Origin of the sequence: Comamonas sp. wu1-DMT, from assembly GCF_040187805.1 — a bacterium.
Classification (GTDB): Bacteria; Pseudomonadota; Gammaproteobacteria; order Burkholderiales; family Burkholderiaceae_C; genus Comamonas; species Comamonas thiooxydans.
Map to the genome: position 1 here is coordinate 335,415 of NZ_JBANEM010000001.1, position 19,989 is coordinate 355,403.

The 19,989-nt window shown below is 62.5% G+C and carries 21 protein-coding genes; 15 read left to right on the top strand and 6 right to left on the bottom strand.

Annotation, left to right across the window (positions count from 1 at the left end; translation table 11 throughout):
• The first annotated feature begins 102 nt into the window (after window positions 1–102).
• The 6 genes from V8Z78_RS01530 to V8Z78_RS01555 are packed head-to-tail and all read left to right on the top strand — an operon-like array spanning window position 103 to window position 5,509.
• Window positions 103–852 (top strand): energy-coupling factor ABC transporter ATP-binding protein, encoded by a 750-nt coding sequence (locus tag V8Z78_RS01530; RefSeq protein WP_349730770.1) that lies wholly within the window; start codon window positions 103–105, stop codon window positions 850–852.
• The gene (locus V8Z78_RS01535; protein WP_003070052.1) at window positions 845–1,438 is read left to right on the top strand and encodes an energy-coupling factor transporter transmembrane component T family protein; all 594 of its coding nucleotides are present in this window, start codon (window positions 845–847) and stop codon (window positions 1,436–1,438) included. The genes V8Z78_RS01530 and V8Z78_RS01535 overlap by 8 nt, the downstream gene beginning before the upstream one ends.
• A 10-nt stretch (window positions 1,439–1,448) precedes the next feature.
• Window positions 1,449–2,042, top strand: a complete 594-nt coding sequence (locus V8Z78_RS01540) for a biotin transporter BioY (protein WP_003070053.1) — start codon at window positions 1,449–1,451, stop codon at window positions 2,040–2,042.
• Entirely contained in the window at window positions 2,039–3,550 is a 1,512-nt protein-coding gene (locus V8Z78_RS01545) for an AMP-binding protein (RefSeq protein WP_349730771.1), read from the top strand. The genes V8Z78_RS01540 and V8Z78_RS01545 overlap by 4 nt, the downstream gene beginning before the upstream one ends.
• 5 nt (window positions 3,551–3,555) lie before the next feature.
• Window positions 3,556–4,770: an acetyl-CoA C-acyltransferase gene (locus V8Z78_RS01550; RefSeq protein ID WP_349730772.1), complete on the top strand. Its 1,215-nt coding sequence runs from the start codon at window positions 3,556–3,558 to the stop codon at window positions 4,768–4,770.
• Window positions 4,771–4,795: 25 nt separating this feature from the next.
• Window positions 4,796–5,509, top strand: a complete 714-nt coding sequence (locus V8Z78_RS01555) for a nitroreductase (RefSeq protein WP_034363254.1) — start codon at window positions 4,796–4,798, stop codon at window positions 5,507–5,509.
• Between the two features lie 243 nt (window positions 5,510–5,752).
• On the opposite strand, the gene V8Z78_RS01560 is transcribed toward V8Z78_RS01555, so the two are convergent.
• The 4 genes from V8Z78_RS01560 to V8Z78_RS01575 form a co-directional block, all read right to left on the bottom strand.
• Complete coding sequence (locus V8Z78_RS01560) at window positions 5,753–6,553, bottom strand: MetQ/NlpA family ABC transporter substrate-binding protein (protein WP_003070058.1); 801 nt, start codon at window positions 6,551–6,553, stop codon at window positions 5,753–5,755.
• A 204-nt stretch (window positions 6,554–6,757) separates the two neighbouring features.
• The gene (locus tag V8Z78_RS01565; RefSeq protein ID WP_012838140.1) at window positions 6,758–7,066 is read right to left on the bottom strand and encodes a single stranded DNA-binding domain-containing protein; all 309 of its coding nucleotides are present in this window, start codon (window positions 7,064–7,066) and stop codon (window positions 6,758–6,760) included.
• Between the two features lie 141 nt (window positions 7,067–7,207).
• A complete protein-coding gene (locus V8Z78_RS01570; RefSeq protein ID WP_003055731.1) occupies window positions 7,208–7,873 on the bottom strand; it encodes a methionine ABC transporter permease in 666 nt (221 codons plus the stop codon).
• 5 nt (window positions 7,874–7,878) lie between these two features.
• Window positions 7,879–8,925: a methionine ABC transporter ATP-binding protein gene (locus V8Z78_RS01575; protein ID WP_046462032.1), complete on the bottom strand. Its 1,047-nt coding sequence runs from the start codon at window positions 8,923–8,925 to the stop codon at window positions 7,879–7,881.
• Between the two features lie 328 nt (window positions 8,926–9,253).
• Here V8Z78_RS01575 and V8Z78_RS01580 point away from each other — a divergent pair, with 328 nt between their 5' ends.
• The 4 genes from V8Z78_RS01580 to V8Z78_RS01595 all read left to right on the top strand — a co-directional run bounded on the left by V8Z78_RS01580 (window position 9,254) and on the right by V8Z78_RS01595 (window position 14,497).
• Window positions 9,254–9,664 (top strand): hypothetical protein, encoded by a 411-nt coding sequence (locus V8Z78_RS01580; protein ID WP_349730961.1) that lies wholly within the window; start codon window positions 9,254–9,256, stop codon window positions 9,662–9,664.
• 420 nt (window positions 9,665–10,084) lie between these two features.
• A complete protein-coding gene (locus tag V8Z78_RS01585) occupies window positions 10,085–11,470 on the top strand; it encodes a DUF1329 domain-containing protein (RefSeq protein ID WP_057092150.1) in 1,386 nt (461 codons plus the stop codon).
• 124 nt (window positions 11,471–11,594) lie between these two features.
• Window positions 11,595–12,992, top strand: a complete 1,398-nt coding sequence (locus V8Z78_RS01590) for a DUF1254 domain-containing protein (protein WP_349730773.1) — start codon at window positions 11,595–11,597, stop codon at window positions 12,990–12,992.
• Window positions 12,993–13,009: 17 nt separating this feature from the next.
• Window positions 13,010–14,497: an MBL fold metallo-hydrolase gene (locus V8Z78_RS01595; RefSeq protein ID WP_349730774.1), complete on the top strand. Its 1,488-nt coding sequence runs from the start codon at window positions 13,010–13,012 to the stop codon at window positions 14,495–14,497.
• Here V8Z78_RS01595 and V8Z78_RS01600 read toward each other — a convergent pair whose 3' ends face one another.
• Window positions 14,498–15,403, bottom strand: a complete 906-nt coding sequence (locus V8Z78_RS01600; protein WP_003070075.1) for an MBL fold metallo-hydrolase — start codon at window positions 15,401–15,403, stop codon at window positions 14,498–14,500.
• Window positions 15,404–15,496: 93 nt separating this feature from the next.
• On the opposite strand from V8Z78_RS01600, the gene V8Z78_RS01605 reads away from it, so the two are divergent.
• The 3 genes from V8Z78_RS01605 to V8Z78_RS01615 are packed head-to-tail and all read left to right on the top strand — an operon-like array spanning window position 15,497 to window position 16,719.
• Window positions 15,497–15,841 carry an ArsR/SmtB family transcription factor gene (locus tag V8Z78_RS01605; protein WP_046462027.1) on the top strand — a complete coding sequence of 115 codons (345 nt, stop codon included), beginning with the start codon at window positions 15,497–15,499 and terminating at the stop codon, window positions 15,839–15,841.
• Window positions 15,838–16,281 (top strand): YeeE/YedE family protein, encoded by a 444-nt coding sequence (locus tag V8Z78_RS01610; RefSeq protein WP_349730775.1) that lies wholly within the window; start codon window positions 15,838–15,840, stop codon window positions 16,279–16,281. Before V8Z78_RS01605 ends, V8Z78_RS01610 begins: the two co-directional genes overlap by 4 nt.
• 18 nt (window positions 16,282–16,299) lie before the next feature.
• Complete coding sequence (locus V8Z78_RS01615; RefSeq protein WP_003070086.1) at window positions 16,300–16,719, top strand: YeeE/YedE family protein; 420 nt, start codon at window positions 16,300–16,302, stop codon at window positions 16,717–16,719.
• A gap of 131 nt (window positions 16,720–16,850) precedes the next feature.
• On the opposite strand, the gene V8Z78_RS01620 is transcribed toward V8Z78_RS01615, so the two are convergent.
• Window positions 16,851–17,771 (bottom strand): LysR family transcriptional regulator, encoded by a 921-nt coding sequence (locus V8Z78_RS01620; RefSeq protein WP_003070090.1) that lies wholly within the window; start codon window positions 17,769–17,771, stop codon window positions 16,851–16,853.
• Between the two features lie 177 nt (window positions 17,772–17,948).
• On the opposite strand from V8Z78_RS01620, the gene V8Z78_RS01625 reads away from it, so the two are divergent.
• Together V8Z78_RS01625 and V8Z78_RS01630 are read left to right on the top strand one after the other, a co-directional pair.
• Complete coding sequence (locus V8Z78_RS01625; RefSeq protein WP_003070093.1) at window positions 17,949–18,620, top strand: orotate phosphoribosyltransferase; 672 nt, start codon at window positions 17,949–17,951, stop codon at window positions 18,618–18,620.
• A complete protein-coding gene (locus tag V8Z78_RS01630) occupies window positions 18,617–19,873 on the top strand; it encodes a hydantoinase/carbamoylase family amidase (protein WP_003070096.1) in 1,257 nt (418 codons plus the stop codon). The genes V8Z78_RS01625 and V8Z78_RS01630 overlap by 4 nt, the downstream gene beginning before the upstream one ends.
• Window positions 19,874–19,989: the final 116 nt, after the last annotated feature.

Consider the following 19,989-nt stretch of genomic DNA (forward strand, 5'->3'; position numbering starts at 1 on the left):
CGGTTTCAGACTCCTCCGTATGTCAGCCCTTTTCGTTTCTTGTCATCCACATTCCAGCCCGGCACCTTGCAGCCCTGCCATTCCAGCAGCCGGAGCTGATGTATGAGTGACGGTTTGCAAAGCCCCGCCCAACAGGGCGTGCAGTTGGTCGACATACGGCTGCAGCGCGGCCAGACCCAGGTGTTTGACGGTTTGAACCTGGCCCTGACGGAACAGCGCATCGGCGTGATCGGCAACAACGGCGCGGGCAAGTCCAGCCTGTTTCGCCTGCTTTGCGGGCTCGAGCTGCCCCAGGCCGGACAAGTACTGGTGGATGGCATGCCCTTGCTGCAGGCCCGCCGGCACAAGCCCGGCCTGATCGGCCTGATGTTCCAGAATCCGGACGATCAGATCATCTTCCCCACCGTGGAGGAAGAACTGGCCCTGGGCCTTCGCCCCCAGGGCCTGAGCAAGCAGCAGGCCAGAGCCAGGGCGCGCGAGTTGCTGGCCGCACGCGGCCTGGCCCACTGGGCCGAGCGTGCTGTCAGCAGTCTGAGCCAGGGCCAGCGCCAGCAGGTGTGCTGGCTCTCGCTGCTGATTGCCGCACCGCAACTGCTGCTGCTGGACGAGCCCTTCGCCAGCCTGGACCTGCCCGGTCAAGCCCGCTTGGCCCAGGATATTGCCACCGCACCGCAACAGGTGCTGGTCTCCACCCATGTGCTCGACCATGTGCGTGACTTTGAGCGCGTGATCTGGCTGGAGCAAGGCCGGCTGCGCGCCGACGGCCCGGGCCGCGACATCTGCAGCGCCTACGAGACCTCAGTGCAGGAGCAGTTGCTGAAGAAAAGCTCGTACGGAGATCTGCATGGGTAGTCTCTACAGCGAAGTTGCGACCTGGCTGCATCGCTGGTCGGCCGGCCTCAAGCTCTTGCTGCTGGCGGTTTTTGGCACGCTGTTGTTTCTGATAGCCAGCCCCTGGGTGTTGGCGGGCTGCGGCGTGGCTTGCCTGCTTCTCTGGATCTCGCTGGGTCAGGCCACACAGGTGGCGCGCCGGCTGATGCGCTCGGTGATCGTCGCGGCACTGCTGGTGGCGGGCTTTCATGTCTTCATGGGCAACCCTGTGCTGGCAACCGTCAGCAGCCTTCGGCTGGTCTGCGCCTCGACCCTGGGCATTGCGCTGACCATCACCACCCGCCCCAGCGATCTAGTCGAGGTACTGGAATGGCTGCTGGCCCCGCTGGCCCGCCTGGGCATCCCCACCGAGCGCGTGGCCATGCAGCTTGCACTCATGCTGCGCTTTACCGAACATTTCTTTGTGCAATGGACAAAGCTGGACGAGGCATACCGCCTGCGCACCGGCAAAAGCGGCGGCCTGCGCCTGATTGCACCGCTGACGATTCATATGCTGCAGGCCACGCGCCGTGTGGCCGACGCCCTCTGGGCAAGACTGGGTTTCTAGGAGAGCATTGATGACTACCACACCCTCTCACACCGTATCGCGCGGCGGCGCACGCTCCATGGCTCAGGTATCGCTGTTCGCCGCCCTGATGGCCGTGATGGGCCTGATTCCCAAGATCGACCTGCCGTTCGGCGTGCCCATCACCATCCAGTCGCTGGGCGTGATGCTGGCAGGCGTCATGCTCGGGCCCTGGCGCGGTCTGCAGTCCATGGCACTGTTTCTCGCGGCCGTGGCCGTAGGTCTGCCACTGTTGTCGGGCGGTCGCGGCGGCATCGGAGTCTTCATGGCACCGTCTGCCGGCTATCTGATCGGCTACATGCTGGCCGCAGGCATTACTGGCGCCGTCATGGCTGCCCTGCCGCAGAGCACGCCGCGTCGCACGGCGCTGAGCGCCTTCATCGCCTCCTTGATCGGCGGCCTGCTGTGCCTGCATGCCTTTGGCGTGCTGGGCCTGATGCTGATCGCCAAGATGAGCCTGAGTCAGGCCTTTGCCGTGACGCTGGCCTTTGTCCCCGGCGACTTCATCAAATGTGTTCTCTGCGCCATCATCGTCCACACCGTGGCGCGCGGAATGCCTGACTGGCGTTTTGGCGGTCGCCGGTGAACGCGCTGTCCGCGGCGGCGCCGCTGCAGGGCTTGTGGCAGCTGGTTCATGGCCCGCTGGCCTATTGGGCGCAACACCGGCCCGATGTGGTGGCCCTGCAGAGCGAGGCCGGCTCCTGGACCTTTGGAGAGCTGCATGCCGAGGTCGAGCAGCGCTCGGCACGTCTGGTGGCGCAACGCGCGCCGCAAATGCTGCTGCTGGATGCCAACCGCTCAACGCTGGAGCGGCTGGTGGACTTTCTGGCCGTGATCCACAGTGGCCGCTGCGCGGCAGTCGCCGACCCCGACTGGCAACCGGCCGTGCGCCAGCGCATTGAAAGCTGGCTGCCTGAGCAGCCCTGCGAGCTGGATGCGGCGGCACCGACGGCAGCCTTCTATACTGGCTTTACCTCGGGCAGCACCGGCCTGCCCAAGGGCTTCAAGCGCCACCATCTGTCGTGGACGGAGAGCTTTCGCGTCGGCCTGCAGGATTTCGGCCCCGTCGTCGCCCAGCGCACGCTGGCACCGGGGCGCATCTCGCACTCGCTGTTTCTGTTCGGAGCCATGCAAGGCATCTGGTATGGCTGCGGCGCCGTCATGCAGGAGAAGTTCTCTGCCTCGCGCTGTCTTGCAACCCTGGCAGGCGGCGATACCCCCTGTCTTGTCGCCGTGCCCAGCCAGTTGCTGCTGATGCTGCAATGGGCGCAGCATAGACAGCTCGCACCGATTCCCGAGGTCGAACTGATCACCATCAGCGGCGCGCGCTGGATGCGCGCCCACACGCCGGCGCTGCGCGCCCTGTTCCCCAAGGCCCGCATCATTGAGTTCTATGGCGCCTCCGAAGCCAGTTTTGTCGCCTGGATGGATGCCGACGAAGCCAGCGGCCCGCAGGCCGTGGGCAGACCGTTCAGCAATGTGGAGCTATCCATTCGCCCCACCGGCAGCGATGCCGCCGAGAATGCGCTGGCCGAGCATGGCACCAGCCACGCCAGCGACGGCCTGATCTATATCCGCAGCCCCATGCTGTTCATGGACTATGTGGGCGACGCCCATGACGCCACGGCCGTGCTGCGCGATGGCGACTGGCTGTCCGTGCGCGACATGGGCCATATCGACGAACGCGGCATGCTGTGCCTGGCAGGACGCCAGAGCCGCATGATCGTCACCCAGGGCAAGAACCTGTTTCCCGAGGAAGTGGAGAACCTGCTGGCCAGCCACCCGGCGATTGCCCAGGTCTCGCTGCACGGCCAGGCCGATGCGCTGCGCGGCCTGCAGGTACACGCGGTGCTGCAATGGAGGCCGCAGACCGAGGTGCCTACGGCCCTGGAGCTGAACCAGTGGCTGCGCGAGCGCACCGAAGCCTTCAAGGTGCCTCGCCAATGGTGGATCTGCGAGCACTGGCCGCAGACAGCCAGCGGCAAGACCGATCACGGCCAGCTGGCTCAGGCCTTGCGCGCCAGCATGGCCGGGCCTGCGGGAGCTGCCATATCCCCTGCCCAGCGCCCCTCATTGCGGCCGTGGCAGAGTTGAGGCCCATGCCAAGCAAGACCCCCATCATTGCCTGGGCACGCAGCCCGGTGGCTCCGCTAGGCTCGGCCCTGGCCCAGCTCAGCCCTCATGAACTGGGCCGGCCGCTGCTGCTGTCACTGCTGCAGCAAAGCGGCCTGCCGGCCCATGCCGTGGATGCGGTCGTCGTCGGCAACGCCCTGGGAGCTGGCGGCAACCCGGCGCGCATGCTGGCACTGGCCGCAGGCCTGCCCGACGGCTGCGCCGCGCACACCATCGATACCCAGTGCTGCTCGGGCCTGGATGCGGTGGCCATGGCCGTGGGTCTGCTGCAATCGGGTCAGGCCGAGGTGGTGATTGCCGGCGGCATCGAGGCCTGGAGCCGCGCCCCCATTCGCCAGACCCGCCCGCAGCTCCCAGGCGAGCAGCCCCAAAGCTATGACCGCCCGCCATTTGCCCCCGATCCCGAGCGCGACCCCGATATGTTGCAATCGGCGGCCGACTATGCGCTCACGCATGGCTTCAGTCGCAGCCAGCAGGAGCAGTATGCGCTGCTGAGCCACAGCCGGGCCCTGGCCGCCCAGGCGCAACTCGCCCCCGAAATCGTGCCTGTGGCAGGGCTTGCGGCAGACGCCTATCCGCGTGCCCTCCACCCCGGGCGTGCCGCGCGCATGCCGGTGGTGGCCCGGGGCAGCCATGAGGGTTCGAGTGCCGACGAAATCACCGCCCATGCGCTCAGTGCGCTGACCGTCTCGGCCAAGGCCGATGGTGCGGCCCTGATCCTGCTGGCCACGCCCGAGGCCTGCGCACGCTGGAATCTGCAGCCCCGCGCGCAATGGCTGGCCAGCGCCAGCGTGGGCGCCGCACCCGAAACACCGCTGCTGGCGGCCATTGCGGCGGCGCAGATGACGCTGGCCAGGGGTAGCCAGGCATTGGCAAGCCCACAGCTCAAGGCACAAGACCTATCGGCCATCGAACTGCATGACGCCTTTGCCGTTCAAGGCCTGGCCTTTTGCGCCGCCATGGGCCTCGCGCCCGAGCAGATCAACAGCGCAGGCGGCGGCCTGGCGCGCGGTCACCCGATAGGCGCGTCAGGCGCGATTGCGCTGGTGCGCTGCCTGGCTCAGCTTGAGTATCAGGCCCAGTCATGGACACCCAAGGCCGCACTCGGCCTGGCGGCCATCGCCGGTGCCGGCGGTATCGGAGCCGCAACCCTGGTGCAATGGCTGCAAGCCGCTCCCTGAATTCATTTTTGATAGCTATTACCCCATGTCCAGCAACGGTTCAGTCGTAAAAACATCTGAAGGCTTCGACTTGCCAGCAGGCATGGCGCTGATGCAGCAGCGCCGCTCCACACGTGCTTTTATGCCCGATGCCGTGCCTGACGCGCTGCTGGAGCAGCTGCTGTTGACGGCGCGCCAGGCGCCCAGCGGCGGCAATCTGCAACCAGGCCAGCTGATCGCAGTGCGCGGCAAGCTGCGCGAGCAACTGACTGCCGCCCTGCTGCAGGACGTTGAAAGCCAGGTGCCCGAATGCGAGGACTACGCCTACTTTCCGCGTCCCATGCCCATGCAGCTGCGCAAGCGCCAGGTGGCTTCGGCACAGGCGCTTTACGGCGCCCTTGGCGTGGCGCGCGACGACCGCGCCGGGCGCGAAGCGCAATTTGCGCGCAACTACCGCTTCTTCGATGCACCCGTGGCGCTGGTCGTCACCATCGACGCCCATTACGGCCCCGGTGGCTATATGGACCTGGGCATGACGCTCTACGGACTGCAACTGGCGGCCGCCGCCATGGGCCTGGGCAGCTGCGCCATCGGTGCCCTGGCCTCGTACCCGGCTACCGTGCGTCGCGTGCTGGGCCTGGCCGAGAACAAGCACATCGTCTGCGGCCTGGCCCTGGGCTGGGCCGACGAGGCCGCCCCAGTCAACCAGACCCAGACCACGCGTGCACCGCTGGCTGAATGGTTTCAGGTCATGGAATAAGCAAAAAACAATAGCTGCCAGCGCCAGTGATTAAATGGTTTTCCATAGAAAGAAGCGAAAATCAATGTGCAGCCAGCGCAGGCAGCTATCAACAAGAGAGCAAAAAAGCGCTGCAGGTGCAGCGCTTAGTTCAATGCCCTCAGTCAGGCATGCCCCATCAAAGAGACAGCCAGCAAGCGCCGCCGCGCAGCAATGCTGTCGTCCCCCTCAGGGGGAAGCCGCAAAGCGGCTCAGGGGGAGCTTCTAGAACGCCGGGAAGACCGAGCCCTTGAATTCCTTGTCGATGAACTGGCGCACCTCATCGGAGTGATAGGACTTGATCAGCTGGGCGACCCAGGGCTGGTTCTTGTCGGCATCGCGCACCACCATGATGTTCACATAGGGGTTCTTGGCCGACTCCAGCGCAATCGCATCCTTCTTGGGGTTCAGACCAGCCGAGATCGCAAAGTTGGTGTTGACGGTGGAGGCATCCAGATCGTCCAGCGAACGTGGCAACTGGGCTGCATCCAGCTCGACGAACTTGAGCTTTTTGGGGTTGGAGACCACATCCAGAGGTGTCGCCTTCAGGCCAGCACCCTCCTTGAGCTTGATCAGACCCTGGGCCTGCAGCAGCAGCAGCGCGCGGCCGCCATTGGTGGGGTCGTTGGGGAGGCCGAACTTGGCGCCGCTGGAGAGCTCGGACAAGGCCTTGATCTTCTTGGAGTAGATGCCGATGGGGAAATTCACCGTGTCGGCCACCCAGCTGATCTTGTAGCCGCGATCCTTGATCTGGGCATCCAGATAGGGGCGGTGCTGGTAGCTGTTGGCATCCAGGTCGCCGGCGGCCAGCGCTGCATTGGGCTGGACATAGTCGCCGAACTCGATGACCTTGAGGTTCAAACCATTCTTGGCAGCAACCTTTTTGACCACTTCCATGATCTGCGCGTGAGGACCGGCGGTCACGCCGATCTTGATGGTCTTGTCCTGGGCCTGGGCGGCAAAGCTCAGGGTAGCTGTAGCAGCCACGGCCAATGTGGTGCGCAAAAGCGAGCGCTTGTTCAACATGCAGATTCCTTGTGCCAAAGATTGAGAGTGGCTAAGACTGTAGCGTCAGTTTCATGTGCCAGAGCGCTGTTTCTTAGACAGATTGCTCAGATGCAAACTACAGATTGACAATGCAAGCCGTAACGAGTTGCATGCGGCAACCCAAGCGCCCACAAAAAAAGCCCGCTCCTTCACGGTAGCGGGCTTGTCTGCATGCGCAGGCTGTCAAAGATCGGACATCGTGGGTGCTGCCAGCACTTGCTGGGCCACCACGTCGAGCACAGCATGGGACTCGTCTTGCCTGTCGATCCAGACCTTGGGCGTGAAGCTGCCACGCAAGGCAATCGCATCGCCTTCGGAGAGACTGCGCAGCACGGCGCAGGGTGCGTTGTCGAAAGCGACGATATTCACGGGAATCGAGGAGCCATCGCCGGCATTGGCTCGCATGCGGGCCACCATATAGGGGCGGCGGTTGCGGTCTACGCGACTCTCGGGGATGCCGGTCAGTCGGCCGGTAATCAAACCATCCATCATTTGCTGTTATCTACCCAGAAAAAATCATGGCCGCCCTTGAGCAAGAGCGGCCTTTCAAAAAATCTTGAACCTGCATTTTAGGGCGGCGCCTGTTTCCAGGCAGCAGCCCTTTTCTTAATTTTTTGTAATGTACGGCACGGCTCAACGATGGCTCAGGCGCCGCACTGCCCAGTCGCCCAGGCTTTGAATGGCCTGCACAAAGAAGATCAGGATGATCACCACGACCAGCATCACGTCGGGCAAGAAGCGCTGGTAGCCGTAGCGGATACCCAGGTCGCCCAGGCCACCACCGCCGATGGCGCCTGCCATGGCCGAGTAGCCGGTCAGGCTGACGAAGCTGATGGTCAGACCAGCGACGATGCCAGGCAGCGCCTCGGGCAGCAGCACCTTCCAGACGATCTGGCCGGTGGTCGCCCCCATGGACTGGGCCGCTTCGATCAGGCCGCCATCGACTTCACGCAAGGCGGTCTCCACCAGACGGGCCACAAAAGGCGCCGCCGCAATCGTCAACGGCACCACGGCCGCCCAGGTGCCGATGGAGGAGCCCGTGATCAGACGCGTCAGCGGAATGATGGCCACCAGCAAGATGATGAAGGGGGTGGAGCGCAGCGCATTCACGATCCAGCCGACAACCTTGTTGGCCGGACCGTTCTGCAAGATGCCGCCATGGTCGGTCAGGCGCAGGAAGACGCCCAGCGGAATACCGATCAGGCCGCCGATCAGGCCCGAGATGCCGACCATGATCAGCGTCTCCCAGAAGGAATCCAGCAGCAGCTGGAGCATCATTTCCGAAAAATTCTCAAACATCGCTCTCAATCCTTGCTGGACACGATCTGCACTTGCACACCGCTGGCACGCAGGTGCTCCACGGCAGCATCAATCTTGGCTGCCTCGCCGCTGGCATAGACAGCCAGCGAACCAAAGGTCTGCTCCTGAATCTCGTCGATCTGGCCGTGCAGAATCGACAGATCCAGACCCAGCTCGCGAATCAGGTGCGAGAGAATCGGCTGATAGGCGCTCTCACCCGCATAGGACAGGCGCAGCAGCTGGCCTTGCTGTCCAGGCTGCAGCTGAGCGGCCAGCTGGTTCACGCGGGTCATCACGGATTCGGGCAGTTGCTGGGGCACGATTTCGTCGATCAGGCTCTTGGTGATCGTCTTCTGAGGGCGGGTGAAGACGTCGATCACGGGCCCCAGCTCGGCGATCTCGCCACCGTCGATCACGGCCACGCGGTCGGCGATCTGCTTGATCACCAGCATCTGGTGGGTGATCAGCACCACGGTCACGCCCAGCTCGCGATTGACCTTGCGCAGCAGATCCAGAATGGAGCGCGTGGTTTCGGGGTCCAGTGCCGATGTGGCTTCGTCGCTCAGCAGCACCTTGGGGTTGCTGGCCAGCGCCCGGGCAATGCCCACGCGCTGTTTCTGCCCACCGGAAATCTGGGCCGGATAGCGATCGGCCAGATGATCCAGGCCCACCAGCTCCAGCAGCGGCGTCACGCGCTGGTAAATCTCGTCCTTGGAAATACCGGCCAGTTCCAGCGGCAGTGCCACGTTGTCATACACGGTGCGCGAGGACAGTAGATTGAAGTGCTGGAACACCATGCCGATGTCGCGGCGCGCGGCGCGCAGCTCGCCGTCGGACAGCTGCATGAGATCGCGTCCGTTGACGATGACCTTGCCTTCTGTGGGGCGGTTGAGCAGATTCAGACAACGCACCAGCGAGCTTTTGCCCGCGCCGGAGCGGCCGATGATGCCGAACACCTCGCCCGAAGCGATTTCCAGATTGATGCCACGCAAAGCGTGCACCGGGCCCTTGGGGCCTTGGTATGTCAGGGATAAATCCCGAATTTCTATCATGAAAAATATCGCGAATCACGCATGAATAATGCGTTTGACGCTATAAAAAGTGATTGATCCCATCCCAGCTGCAGCGCTGCCGGGCAGCGGGCAATGCAGGCCTTCGTTCTGGTAGAAACCGGCAGATCAAGCCAGCCTACTTTTAGTAGTAACCCTCAATAATGCCTGAGTCTAGGCAAACCTGAGAGCAACTGGGACAAGTGAATTCACTTATGGCGCCCCCAGCAAGCCATCAAACGCAGGTCTTGCCCGGGCCTGTCCCCACTGGCGGCGCGGCACTGCAGGCCTTAGCATGCTTGCATCTGCCCCTGGTTTTCTCTGCCGCCCTATGCAGCCGCCTTCCCTGCCCATCCGTGTCGAATGCCCACCCGGCGCCTGCGACTGCCGACGCGAGCAGCTGCTTGGCATGCCGGACGCGGATCTGCGCATTCTGCAGCTCACGCGCGAGGAAGAGAAAAAGCTGCTGCAGCGCCTGGAGAGCATCAGCAGCCTGGTTGATCTCGAGCATATGCAGCAGCGCATTCACGCGCTCTTGGGCCTGGAGATACGCATCACTCCCGGCAACAACGAGGTGCGCACCATGCGCGGCATCCAGATCGATCTCGGAGATATGCCCGGTCTATGCCGCAAAACGCGTCAGAGCATTCCCGCCGCGATCCGCAAGGGGCTGGAGCGCAGGCCCGAGATTGCCTGGGCCCTGCTGGATGCACATGACTTGTTTGGCATGCCCGGCAGCTGAGCCAAGCAAGGGCAACGCCCGGCAACAAAGCAGGCACTTCACCACCTGGTCCTTCAGACACCGGTAGTCCTTGCGGCCTACGCCGCCCGGCCCATGGTGGCCTTTCGCTTTCAAAAGCATCACGCCGGGCCTCCCTCAAACGCATTTTCATCTTGGTTTTCCCGAGGTCGGATACCACAGGTTTTCCCTTGCCTGATCCAGTCAGCGCGAGGCTGGAGCAGCAGTCTGTCTCTGAGGTGACTTCGCTAGGCCTTACGGGCTAGTCCAAACGAGTGATGGTGGGCCGCAAAGCTCGCTTGAACATTGAATTCATCGACAGGCGCCAAGTCAGCGACTAGCTGTCTTGGACTAGACCTTGGCCCGATTCGCGGGCAGATCGATAGTGCAAATGCTGCACACATACATCTTTGAGGATTCGTGATGGAAAGCAACGTGAGCTACCGCGCCCTGATCGCGCTGACCGTGACCAGCGTCATGGCTGGTGCAGCCGCCGCCAAAGGCAGCCCCGAAGAAATTGAAAAGCTGGGCAAGTCCTTGACCTGTATCGGCGCCGAAAAGGCCGGCACCGCCAGCGGCGTGCCCGAATACACGGGCAAATGGCTGGGAACACCACCTGGAATTCAGTACACGCCGCATGCGGGTCAGCACCCGGTGGACCCCTATGCCAATGAAAAGCCCCTGTTCTCCATCACAGCCGAGAATGTCGCCAAGTACGCCGCCAATCTGACCGAAGGCCAGAAGGCCATGTTTGCGCGCTACCCCAAGACCTTCAGCATTCCCGTGTATCCGGGCCATCGTGACTTCCGCTATCCGGACTTTGCTTGCGCCTCGGCCAAAGCCAATGCGCAGAACGCCGTGATCAGCGCAGACGGAATGGGTGCCGACAACGCGGTCAAGGGTGCCATACCGTTCCCCTTCCCCAAGACCGGCATGGAGCTGGCCTTCAACAACCTGTTTCCGCTGCGCTCGTTCACCGAACACACACTGCGTGACAACGCCTATGTGATGCAGGATGGCTCCACCGTCTTCGGCCGCGCCGACAACCGCAGCATGAGCCTGCTGAACTCCCCCGAGCAGGCTGGCAAGCCGTTGGAAGGCACCATGGCCCAGGGCATGAATGCGGTCAAGCTGCCCGAACGCGAGAAAGGTGGGGTCAGCGTCAGCCGGGAGCCGGTCAACTTCGGCAAGGACAAGCGCCTGGGCTGGAGCTATGACCCGGGCACACGCCGAGTGCGTCAGATTCCCGAGTATGGTTTTGACCAGCCCATGGGTGGCGGTGTGGGTGCCAAGATGACGATTGATTCCGACCGTCTCTTCAATGGCTCGCCCGAGCGCTACAACTGGAAGAATCTGGGCAAGAAGGAAATCTACATTCCCGCCAACGCGTACAAGATTCACGCCAATACCGTGAAGTACGCCGACCTGCTCAAGCCCGGCCATGCCAACCCCGAGTACATGCGCTACGAACTGCGCCGCGTCTGGGTGCTGGAAGCCACGCTCAAGGAAGGCTATCGCCATCTCTACGGCAAGCGCGTGCTTTTCCTTGACGAAGACACCGGCCACGCCGTGATGAGCGACTTCTACGATACACGCGGCAATCTGTGGCAGCAAGGCCTCATCAATTACTACTACGCGTTCGACTCCAACGCCTGGCATGCAGGCACGGCCTTCTACCACGACCTGGTCGGCGGCGGCTATGTGGCCTACAACCTGTTCCAGGAGCGCCCCAAGGGCCCCGTGCTCAACAAGGGAGACATGACCCCCTCCATGTTCACCCCTGAAGCCACGCGCAACGCCGGCACCTGAGTGGCTTGTTCCCCCATGAGCCGCCAGCACGCGCTGTATGCGGTGCTCGCCTCAGAAAGAACCGGGCCGGGATGGAAAAGGCCACCGGCCCCGGTCATCACCACAACAACACCATTTCAATCACATGTCAAAGTTGAATCGCGCCGGGCTGCGCGTCATGGCGGCTGCTGCATTGGGCCTTTGCCTGGGCATGGCCCATGCCCAGACGGCCGCAGCTACCGACGACCAGGCTCTGGACAGCCTGATCCGCGAGGCCATGCTCTATGCCTACCCCTATCAGGAATTCATGAAAATGCGGCATGAAGCCCTGGAGGTCAAGGACTCTGCCACCGCCACCACGCTCAACCACTTCCGCCACTCGCGCCACCTGGCCACGCCCAAGGACCGCTGGGCCAACGGCCCGATTCGAGACACCTTCTACTCCACCTCCTGGCTGGATCTGGAGAAATCTCCACTGGTGCTGTCTCTGCCGGAAACCCATGGCCGCTATTACGTGATTGCCATGATTGGCGCAGACCTCAATACCTTCTCCTACGTGGGCAGGCGCATTGGGGGCACCAAGTCACGCAAGGTCGCCCTGGTCGGCCCCCGCTGGAGCGGCAAGATTCCGCAGGTCGACCAGATCGTGCGCGCGCCTACACGTGATGTCTATCTGAATCTGCGCGTGCTGGTTACCGGTGAAGATGACCTCAAGACCGCCCATGCAGTACAGGATGGGTTTCGCATGGAGCCTGTGCTCAAGACTCACGAAGAGAGTCCGAAGATCAAGCCGCTAGCCCAGGACTGGAGCCGCTTTGTCGATGTGAGCAATGAGGCCCTGGCACGCAACCCACCGCCCGGCACGGAGCAGGCACTGCTGCAGCGCTTTGCCAGCGTGGGCATCTGCGGCAAGGCCTGCAGCTGGGACAAGCTGCCCGAGTCCGTGCAGCAGCGCTGGCTGGCTTTGGCACCCGAGATCGAGAAAAACGAACTCAAAAATCGCCTGAATGCCGACCGCAAGACGGCTGACCCTAGACGCAGAAACGGCTGGACCCCTTATCGCCTGCCTGACGGCTTTGGCACAAACTACGCCATGCGTGCCCAATCGGCAGCCATGTCGGGCGGCATTCTTGGGCTGGCCGCGGCAGAAGCCAGCTATTTCGCTGCCAGTGTGGACGGCAACAATCAGGCGCTCGGCAAGGGACAGGCTTATCGCCTGCATCTGCCTCAAGGTCGCTTGCCCGCCGATGCATTCTGGTCTATCTCTCTTTATGAATTCGCAACCGGGGGGCAGTACATGGTGGAAAACCCCATCAACCGCTACTCCATTGGCGACCGCACCAAGGGCATGAAGTTCAACGCCGACGGCAGCCTGGACATCTGGTTGCAGCCCACGGACCCGGGCCCTGACAAGCGTGCCAACTGGCTGCCCACGCCCGAGAAGAATCTGTTCTATCTGATGGCCCGCGCCTATCAGCCCTGGCCCGAGGTTCTGGATCCTTCGTGGATTCTGGAGCCGGTGCAACGGATCAACGCCCAATGAATGCAGTGATGGCAAACATGAAAAAAATATCTCGGCTCTCCCGATACGCCTTTGTCACGACCCTGGCACTGGGCCAGTTCGGTACGGGCACGGCCAATGCCCACGATCAGGATGATCGCGGAGGTTCGGGAGCGAAAAGCCCCGCCGTGCTTGCTGCCCGCGCCCAGGTGTTCAAGGCCAATCCGCAGATGGTCAGGTCCATCATGGAAGGCGGCGGCTTTGGCACCGAGCTGTCGTATGCAGTAGCCAACAGCATGTACAGCCGAACCGACCAGAACGCCATTGCAGATGCCCGAGCCAAGCTCAAAGTCGAGACCGTGGCTCCACGCACCTGGCTGCTGCGTTTTCCCATCGTCAATGTGGTGGTCTTCGAGACCGACGAAGGCCTGGTCTTGGTCGATAGCGGCTACGCACCTGCAGGCCCGGCCTTGGCCGAAACGCTGCAGAAGCTGAGCAGCAAGCCGTTGCACACCGTCATCCTCACGCACTTTCATGCCGACCATGCCTTTGGCGCCTGGGCGCTGATGGACCAGAAACCGCGTGTAGTGACCGAGCAGCGCTTCATCACTCAGATGGAGCTGGACATGCGCAGCAACGGTCTGATTGCGCGCAATAACCAGCAAAGCGTGGCCGATGTGCCCCGCACCTGGGCAGATGCAGTTCGGCCCACCCAGACTTTCAGGGACAAGATCACACTCAAAATTGGCGGCGAAGACTTTGTGCTGACCCATGCCCGCGGCGAGACCGAAGACCAGATCTGGGTTGCCGTGCCAGGCCGCAAGATCGTGGCCAGCGCGGATTACTTCCAGGGCTTTCTGCCCAATGCTGGCAACGGCAAGCGCCGCCAGCGCTACCCCGAGGAGTGGGCCCAGGCCCTGCGCGACATGGCAGCACTCAAACCCGAGCTGCTGCTGCCTGCGCATGGCCCGGCCATCACCAAGCCCGAGGAAATTCAGGACCGACTGCCCGCCCAGGCCCAGATGCTGGATAGCATCTCCAGGCAAGTGGTGGCTGGCCTCAACAGCGGCGAGCGCCGCGATCTGGTGATTGACAAAATCACACTACCGCCAGAGCTGGCCCGGCGAAGCGATGCGCGCGAGCTCTATGTCTCGGCCAAGGACATCGGCCGCATGGTAGTCAGCGAGTACAGCGGCTGGTGGGACGATATTCCATCGCACTGGCGCCCGGCACCCCTGGCCAATGAGGCCAAAGAAATCGTGCAGCTAGCCGGCGGTGCCAGGCCGGTGATTCAGCGCGCTGTGGCGCTGGCAGACAGCAATCCGGAGCTGGCCTCCCATCTGGCCGACTGGGCCTGGTATGCAGACAGCGATGACCCCGAGGTGGCTCAAGGCGCACTGAAGGTCTATTCCGCGCGTGTTGCCAAGCCTCTGCCCACGCAGGAAGTACTGGTTTATGCCGAGCACATGGTGCGCCTGCAGCTCAAGCTCAATGAGCTGAACAGCACACGCGCGGCAAGCGCCAGTCAGGGCAGCACAGCGCGTTAATCACTGCTGCAGACCCTGCGGAAGCTGCCCATTCTTGGCAAAGGCATTGATGGGCAGCTGAATATAGGTACGGCCATCGTCCTGTGCAGGCGGCAGCTTGCCGGCACGCACATTGACCTGCACCGAAGGCAGAATCAGCGTGGGCATATCCAGCGTAGCGTCGCGTGCAGTGCGCATCTGCACAAACTCCGCCTCGCTGACGCCATCATGCACATGGATGTTGCTGTCGCGCTGGGCCTGTACCGTGGTCTGCCATTGCGGCTTGCGACCAGCCGGCGGGTAGTCGTGGCAGACCCAAATGCGGGTCTGCCCAGGTAGTTCCAGGATACGCCGAATCGAACGATAGAGCGTCGCCGCATCGCCGCCGGGAAAGTCGGCACGTGCCGTGCCCACATCGGGCATGAACAAGGTATCGCCCACAAACACGGCATCCTCCACACGGTAGGCCATATCGGCCGGAGTATGGCCGGGCACATGCATGGCCAGCAACTCCAACTGACCCAGAGGCAGGCGTTCGCCATCCTGCACCAGATGGTCGAACTGGCTGCCGTCAGGCAAGAAGCTGCGCTCGAAGTGATAGATCTTGCGAAACACGGCCTGCACATCGCGGATATGGACACCGATCGCCACCTTGCCGCCCAGATGGTGACGAATATGCTGGGCCGCGGAGAGATGATCCGCATGAGCGTGAGTTTCCAGAATCCATTGCAGCTGCCAGCCATTGGCTCGCACATAGTCAATCAGCTTGTCCGCGGAGCGGCTGCTCAGGGTGCCGGATTTGGGCTCGAAATCCAGCACCGGGTCAATCACTGCGGCCTGACCACTGATCGTATCGGCCAGAACATAGCTCACGGTACCGGTAGCCGCATCAAAAAACGGCTCGATATGCATCACATTGGCGGACATGGTGACTCCTAAAACGATGTACCCGAAACACCGAAGCACACCAATTAATTTACTTTTTTATATAATATATGAAAATATTTTGAAAGTGAAACAGTGAGCTCATCAACCTTTGACGAAGCACAGGCCACGCTGGATCTGCATGCCGTGCGAGCCCATGCAGGCGAAGCTGTGGTCATGCTCAAGCTACTGGGCAATGAAGACCGACTGCTGCTGCTGTGCCAGCTCTCCCTGCAGGAGCGCACCGTGGGCGAGTTGGAGCAACTGACAGGCGTGTCCCAGCCTACCTTGTCCCAGCAATTGGGCATTTTGCGGCGCGAGGGTCTGGTCACCACCCGCCGCGAAGGCAAGTTCATCTGGTATCAGTTGGCCGATGCCCGCGCCCTGCAGCTGATGCAAACCTTGTATCAATTGTTCTGCCAACCAGGAGAGACAGCATGAACATCTTATGGAGTGAATTCACGCCCTGGACATCTCTGGTCGGCGGCCTGCTGATCGGTCTGTCCGCTGCCCTGCTCATTGCCTTGCTGGGTCGCGTGGCGGGCATCAGCGGCATTGCCGGGGCATTGCTGCAGTTGCCGACCTGGTCCTCTGTCAGGCAGTGGGGCTGGCGCCTGGCATTCATCCTGGGCATGATTGCCGCGCCGTTGGTCTGGTCGCTGTTTGCCCCGCTGCCAGCCATGCAGCTGCCTTCCAGCCCAGCAATCATCATCGCCGCCGGCCTGCTGGTGGGCGTCGGCACACGTATGAGCTCGGGCTGCACCAGCGGCCACGGCGTGTGCGGTCTGTCACGCCTGTCGCCGCGCTCTTTGGCCGCTACGGCAACCTTTATCGCCACAGGCGCCATCACCGTGTTCGTGATGCGCCATGTCATTGCTTGAGTCAGCAAGGAGAACATGATGATCATCAATATTGCTGCCTTGCTCTGCGGACTGGTGTTTGGCCTGGGTCTGATTCTTTCGGGTATGGGCAACCCCGCCAAGGTGCAGAACTTTCTGGATTTTTTCGGTCGATGGGATCCTTCGCTGGGCTTCGTCATGGGCGGAGCCATCGCCGTAGGCTTGATTGCCTTCACCTGGGCCAAGCGCCGCAAGACCGCTTTGTTGGGCGAGCCCATGCAACTACCGGCCAGCACCGTCATTGATCGCAAGCTGCTGACAGGCTCAGCCCTGTTTGGCATAGGCTGGGGACTGGCAGGTTTTTGCCCCGGCCCTGCGCTGATGAATCTGGCGACCCTTACACCGCAGGTCTGGCTGTTTGTCGCCGCCATGCTGGCTGGCATGTGGGCGCAGCATCTGTGGGCTGCAAAAAATAGCTGAGATCTGGCTGCGATCCGATCGGGAGGCCCCCAGCAACCAAGGCCCCTGGACCGTGCAAGCCGACTGCGCCTCTTGTCCATGGCTTTGCAAGCGGCAAGCACCGCCCCTAGCGCTTCACGCCCCCCCCTGCCTCACTCTTTCGGCATCAGTGCCTGCGCAAAATGTCTGGCCGGCGCAGGCAGGTCGGCAAAGCTATTGGCATACAGCTTGAGGCTGCGCTCTGCCCAGGCATCGGTCAGCGGCACCGCATGCAGAGCACGAGCCTCGCCCAGTCTCTGGTATGCGCCTTCGGGCATGACGCCTACACCCAGCCCGCATTCGATCATTCGGCACATGGCACTCAGGCTGTCGACCTCGATGCGCTGGCGCAGCATTCGTCGGCCGGCGCGGGCTTCCTGATTGAGCACCTCCTGAACGATGCTGCTGTCGCGCAAACCGATCTGGGCATAGTCCAGTGCTTCTTCATAGGCCAGTTCCTGATGATGGGCCAGAGCGTGGTCATTGGGCATGATCAATACCATGCGTTCATGCCGGTACGGCATGGACTCCAGGCCCTCGACTTCGTCGCTTGGACTGCAGACCCCCAGATCAGCCATGTGATCGCGCACAGCACGCGCTACCGAGCGACTGGTTGCCTGACGCAGATCGATGCGGATATCGGGATGATGCTTCACGAAGACAGCAATATCCTCGGGCAAGAACTGCTCCACGGCGGAGGCATTGGCACTGAGGCGCACCAGCCCACGTACGCCCCGCGCATATTCGCCAAGGTCGTCACGCAGGTGTTCGACACCCAGAAGAATCGTGCGTGCATGCGCGAGCAGCAACTCTCCGGCAGGGGTCGGGCGCACCCCGCGGGCATGGCGCAGCAGCAAGGGAGTGCGGGCCAGGGATTCCAGTTCGGCAACACGCTTGCTGACCGCCGAGGCGACCATGCCGCCCTGCTCGGCCGCTCGCGCAATACTGCCGTGTTCGCAGATCAGCACGAACAGATCCAGCGATGAAAGGTCTATCTGGCGCAAAAAGCTGCGCGGCGAAGTGAAGTCGGACATGGGGCGATGACAAGCAGGCGCACGGAAGCGCAGCCAGGGATTTCAAACAAGACGCAGCGGTCAACACCCAGACGCGCAGCTCAAGCCATCACGTTTTGGAACGGCTCGAGGAATTTTAGCCACTTCTTGCCGCAAGCCTGCCTACTTAACATGCCCACTTTGCCAACACACACGCTCATGCTTCTATCCGCTTCCGACGCGCCACGCGTTGCCCGGGCCCTGGTCGGCCTCGGTGCTGTACGCATTGCTTCGCATCAACCGTTCATCTACACCTCGGGCTGGGCCAGCCCGGTCTATGTGGATGCCCAGGTCCTGATGTCCGATGTCGCTCTGCGCAGCGAAATCATGGACATCGCAGCCCGCTGCATGCGGCCACTGGTTGCAGCCCGCGGCATCAATGCCATCGTGGGAACCGAAAGCTCGGGTATTGCCTTTGCGGCATGGCTGGCCGAGCGACTTGAGCTGCCCATGCTCTATCTGCGCAAGCGTCCTGTCGGCTGGGACATCACAGCCCAGCTCGAAGGCCGCCTGCCTGCCGATGCCAAGGTCCTGCTGGTGGATGACGTCACCACAGACGGTCGCTCCAAGGCCGGGACGGTTGCCGCCCTGCGCCGCGCCGGTCCCGTGGTCGAGGACGTGCTGGTTCTGCTCGACTATGCGCTCTATGCCCCCCAAGCAGGCACCCTGGCCGATCACGCCTTGTCCCTGCATGCTCTGGCGACCTGGAATCAGCTGCATGAAGCGCTGCTTGCGAGCGGACAGCTCAGTGCCGAGCAAAAGGCCACGCTGGCGGACTTCTCGGCCTCGCCCGTGGACTGGTCCATCCGACACGGAGGTAGCGGAGCATGATGGCCTGCAACACCATGACGGATACCAGCGCACTCGCGCAAGCCCTGCTCTCTGAAATTCGCGATGCCACCCGCGACGGCCTTGGCGTCACTCGCGAAAGCTACGGCGAAGGCGAGACTGCTGCGCTGCGCATACTTGAGGAGCGGGCCGAAGATCTGGGCCTGAACCATGAATGGGATCGAGCCGGCAACCTGTGGTTGAGTCTGCCAGAGGAAAACCGGACGGAACCCTACGTCGTGGTTGGCTCTCATGCCGATTCCGTACCGCAGGGCGGCAACTTCGACGGACTGGCAGGCATTGTCGCCGGCATGCTGATGCTGCTGCAGCTGCGCGGTCGCCACGAACAGGCTCCGCCACTGCGCGTTCTTGCCCTGCGCGGCGAGGAAAGCGCCTGGTATGGAAAGGCCTACCTCGGCTCTCTGTCCTTGCTGGGCAAGCTGCCCGCCGCCACATTGAAACGCCCTCACCGCGATGGCGCAGGCGTGTTGAGCCAAGCCATGTCGCGCTGCGGCGCCGATATCGACGCCATTCAACGCGCCGAGCCGCTGCTGGATCTCGCGAATATATCTGCCTATCTGGAGTTGCACATCGAGCAGGGGCCGGTCATGGTCAATCGCGGCTGGCCGGTGGCCCTAGTCACAGGCATCCGCGGCAACGTCCGTCACAACCTGATCCGCTGCATCGGCGAAACCGGCCACTCGGGCGCCGTGCCGCGCTGGCTGCGCAAGGATGCATTGCTGGCGGTTGCCGAACTGCTGTCACGCATGGACGAACACTGGCGCGTGCTGCTGCAGATGGGCATGGACATGGTGATGACCACGGGCATTTGCTCCACCTCGGCGCAATCGCATGCCGTTTCCGTCATTCCCGGCGAAGTGGCATTCAGCTTCGAGGTGCGCAGCCAGGACACCCAGACGCTGGAGCGCTTCTACACCCTGATGCGCGAAGAGTGTCAGGCCATAGAGCGCGCCCGCGGCGTGCGTTTCGAGTTCGACGAGCGCCTGTTCACGGAACCGGCCACCATGGATGCAAGCTGGCTGAACCGTCTGGAAGCAGCCGCTGAGCAAGGTATGAAACTGGAGCGCATGGCAAGCGGTGCCGGCCATGATGCAGCAGTGTTCGCCAATGCAGGCGTGCCATCGGCCATGGTCTTCATTCGCAACGAAAATGGCTCGCACAATCCGCATGAAGCCATGGACATCGGCGACTTCCTAGCTGGAGTGGATTTGTTGACTCGCGCGCTGATTGTCTGAACCCTGCCCGCTCTAGCCGGGCACTTCCGAGCGTATTGCAAGCCGGCAGCCATGATTGCGCTGCCGCCTGCTACCGGGAAGCCAGTCTTGGTAGCCAAGGCTGCCCCTCGCCCAAG

Excerpts from the sequence above, each read along its gene's own strand:
- V8Z78_RS01600 (WP_003070075.1), bottom strand. The coding sequence starts at position 15,403 with ATGTCCGCCAATGTGATGCATATCGAGCCGTTTTTTGATGCGGCTACC.
- V8Z78_RS01620 (WP_003070090.1), bottom strand. The coding sequence starts at position 17,771 with ATGTCCGACTTCACTTCGCCGCGCAGCTTTTTGCGCCAGATAGACCTT.
- V8Z78_RS01555 (WP_034363254.1), top strand. The coding sequence starts at position 4,796 with ATGTCCAGCAACGGTTCAGTCGTAAAAACATCTGAAGGCTTCGACTTG.
- V8Z78_RS01580 (WP_349730961.1), top strand. The coding sequence starts at position 9,254 with ATGCAGCCGCCTTCCCTGCCCATCCGTGTCGAATGCCCACCCGGCGCC.
- V8Z78_RS01530 (WP_349730770.1), top strand. The coding sequence starts at position 103 with ATGAGTGACGGTTTGCAAAGCCCCGCCCAACAGGGCGTGCAGTTGGTC.
- V8Z78_RS01535 (WP_003070052.1), top strand. The coding sequence starts at position 845 with ATGGGTAGTCTCTACAGCGAAGTTGCGACCTGGCTGCATCGCTGGTCG.
- V8Z78_RS01540 (WP_003070053.1), top strand. The coding sequence starts at position 1,449 with ATGACTACCACACCCTCTCACACCGTATCGCGCGGCGGCGCACGCTCC.
- V8Z78_RS01590 (WP_349730773.1), top strand. The coding sequence starts at position 11,595 with ATGTCAAAGTTGAATCGCGCCGGGCTGCGCGTCATGGCGGCTGCTGCA.
- V8Z78_RS01625 (WP_003070093.1), top strand. The coding sequence starts at position 17,949 with ATGCTTCTATCCGCTTCCGACGCGCCACGCGTTGCCCGGGCCCTGGTC.
- V8Z78_RS01570 (WP_003055731.1), bottom strand. The coding sequence starts at position 7,873 with ATGTTTGAGAATTTTTCGGAAATGATGCTCCAGCTGCTGCTGGATTCC.
- V8Z78_RS01610 (WP_349730775.1), top strand. The coding sequence starts at position 15,838 with ATGAACATCTTATGGAGTGAATTCACGCCCTGGACATCTCTGGTCGGC.
- V8Z78_RS01585 (WP_057092150.1), top strand. The coding sequence starts at position 10,085 with ATGGAAAGCAACGTGAGCTACCGCGCCCTGATCGCGCTGACCGTGACC.
- V8Z78_RS01630 (WP_003070096.1), top strand. The coding sequence starts at position 18,617 with ATGATGGCCTGCAACACCATGACGGATACCAGCGCACTCGCGCAAGCC.
- V8Z78_RS01550 (WP_349730772.1), top strand. The coding sequence starts at position 3,556 with ATGCCAAGCAAGACCCCCATCATTGCCTGGGCACGCAGCCCGGTGGCT.
- V8Z78_RS01575 (WP_046462032.1), bottom strand. The coding sequence starts at position 8,925 with ATGATAGAAATTCGGGATTTATCCCTGACATACCAAGGCCCCAAGGGC.
- V8Z78_RS01560 (WP_003070058.1), bottom strand. The coding sequence starts at position 6,553 with ATGTTGAACAAGCGCTCGCTTTTGCGCACCACATTGGCCGTGGCTGCT.
- V8Z78_RS01565 (WP_012838140.1), bottom strand. The coding sequence starts at position 7,066 with ATGATGGATGGTTTGATTACCGGCCGACTGACCGGCATCCCCGAGAGT.
- V8Z78_RS01615 (WP_003070086.1), top strand. The coding sequence starts at position 16,300 with ATGATCATCAATATTGCTGCCTTGCTCTGCGGACTGGTGTTTGGCCTG.
- V8Z78_RS01595 (WP_349730774.1), top strand. The coding sequence starts at position 13,010 with ATGAAAAAAATATCTCGGCTCTCCCGATACGCCTTTGTCACGACCCTG.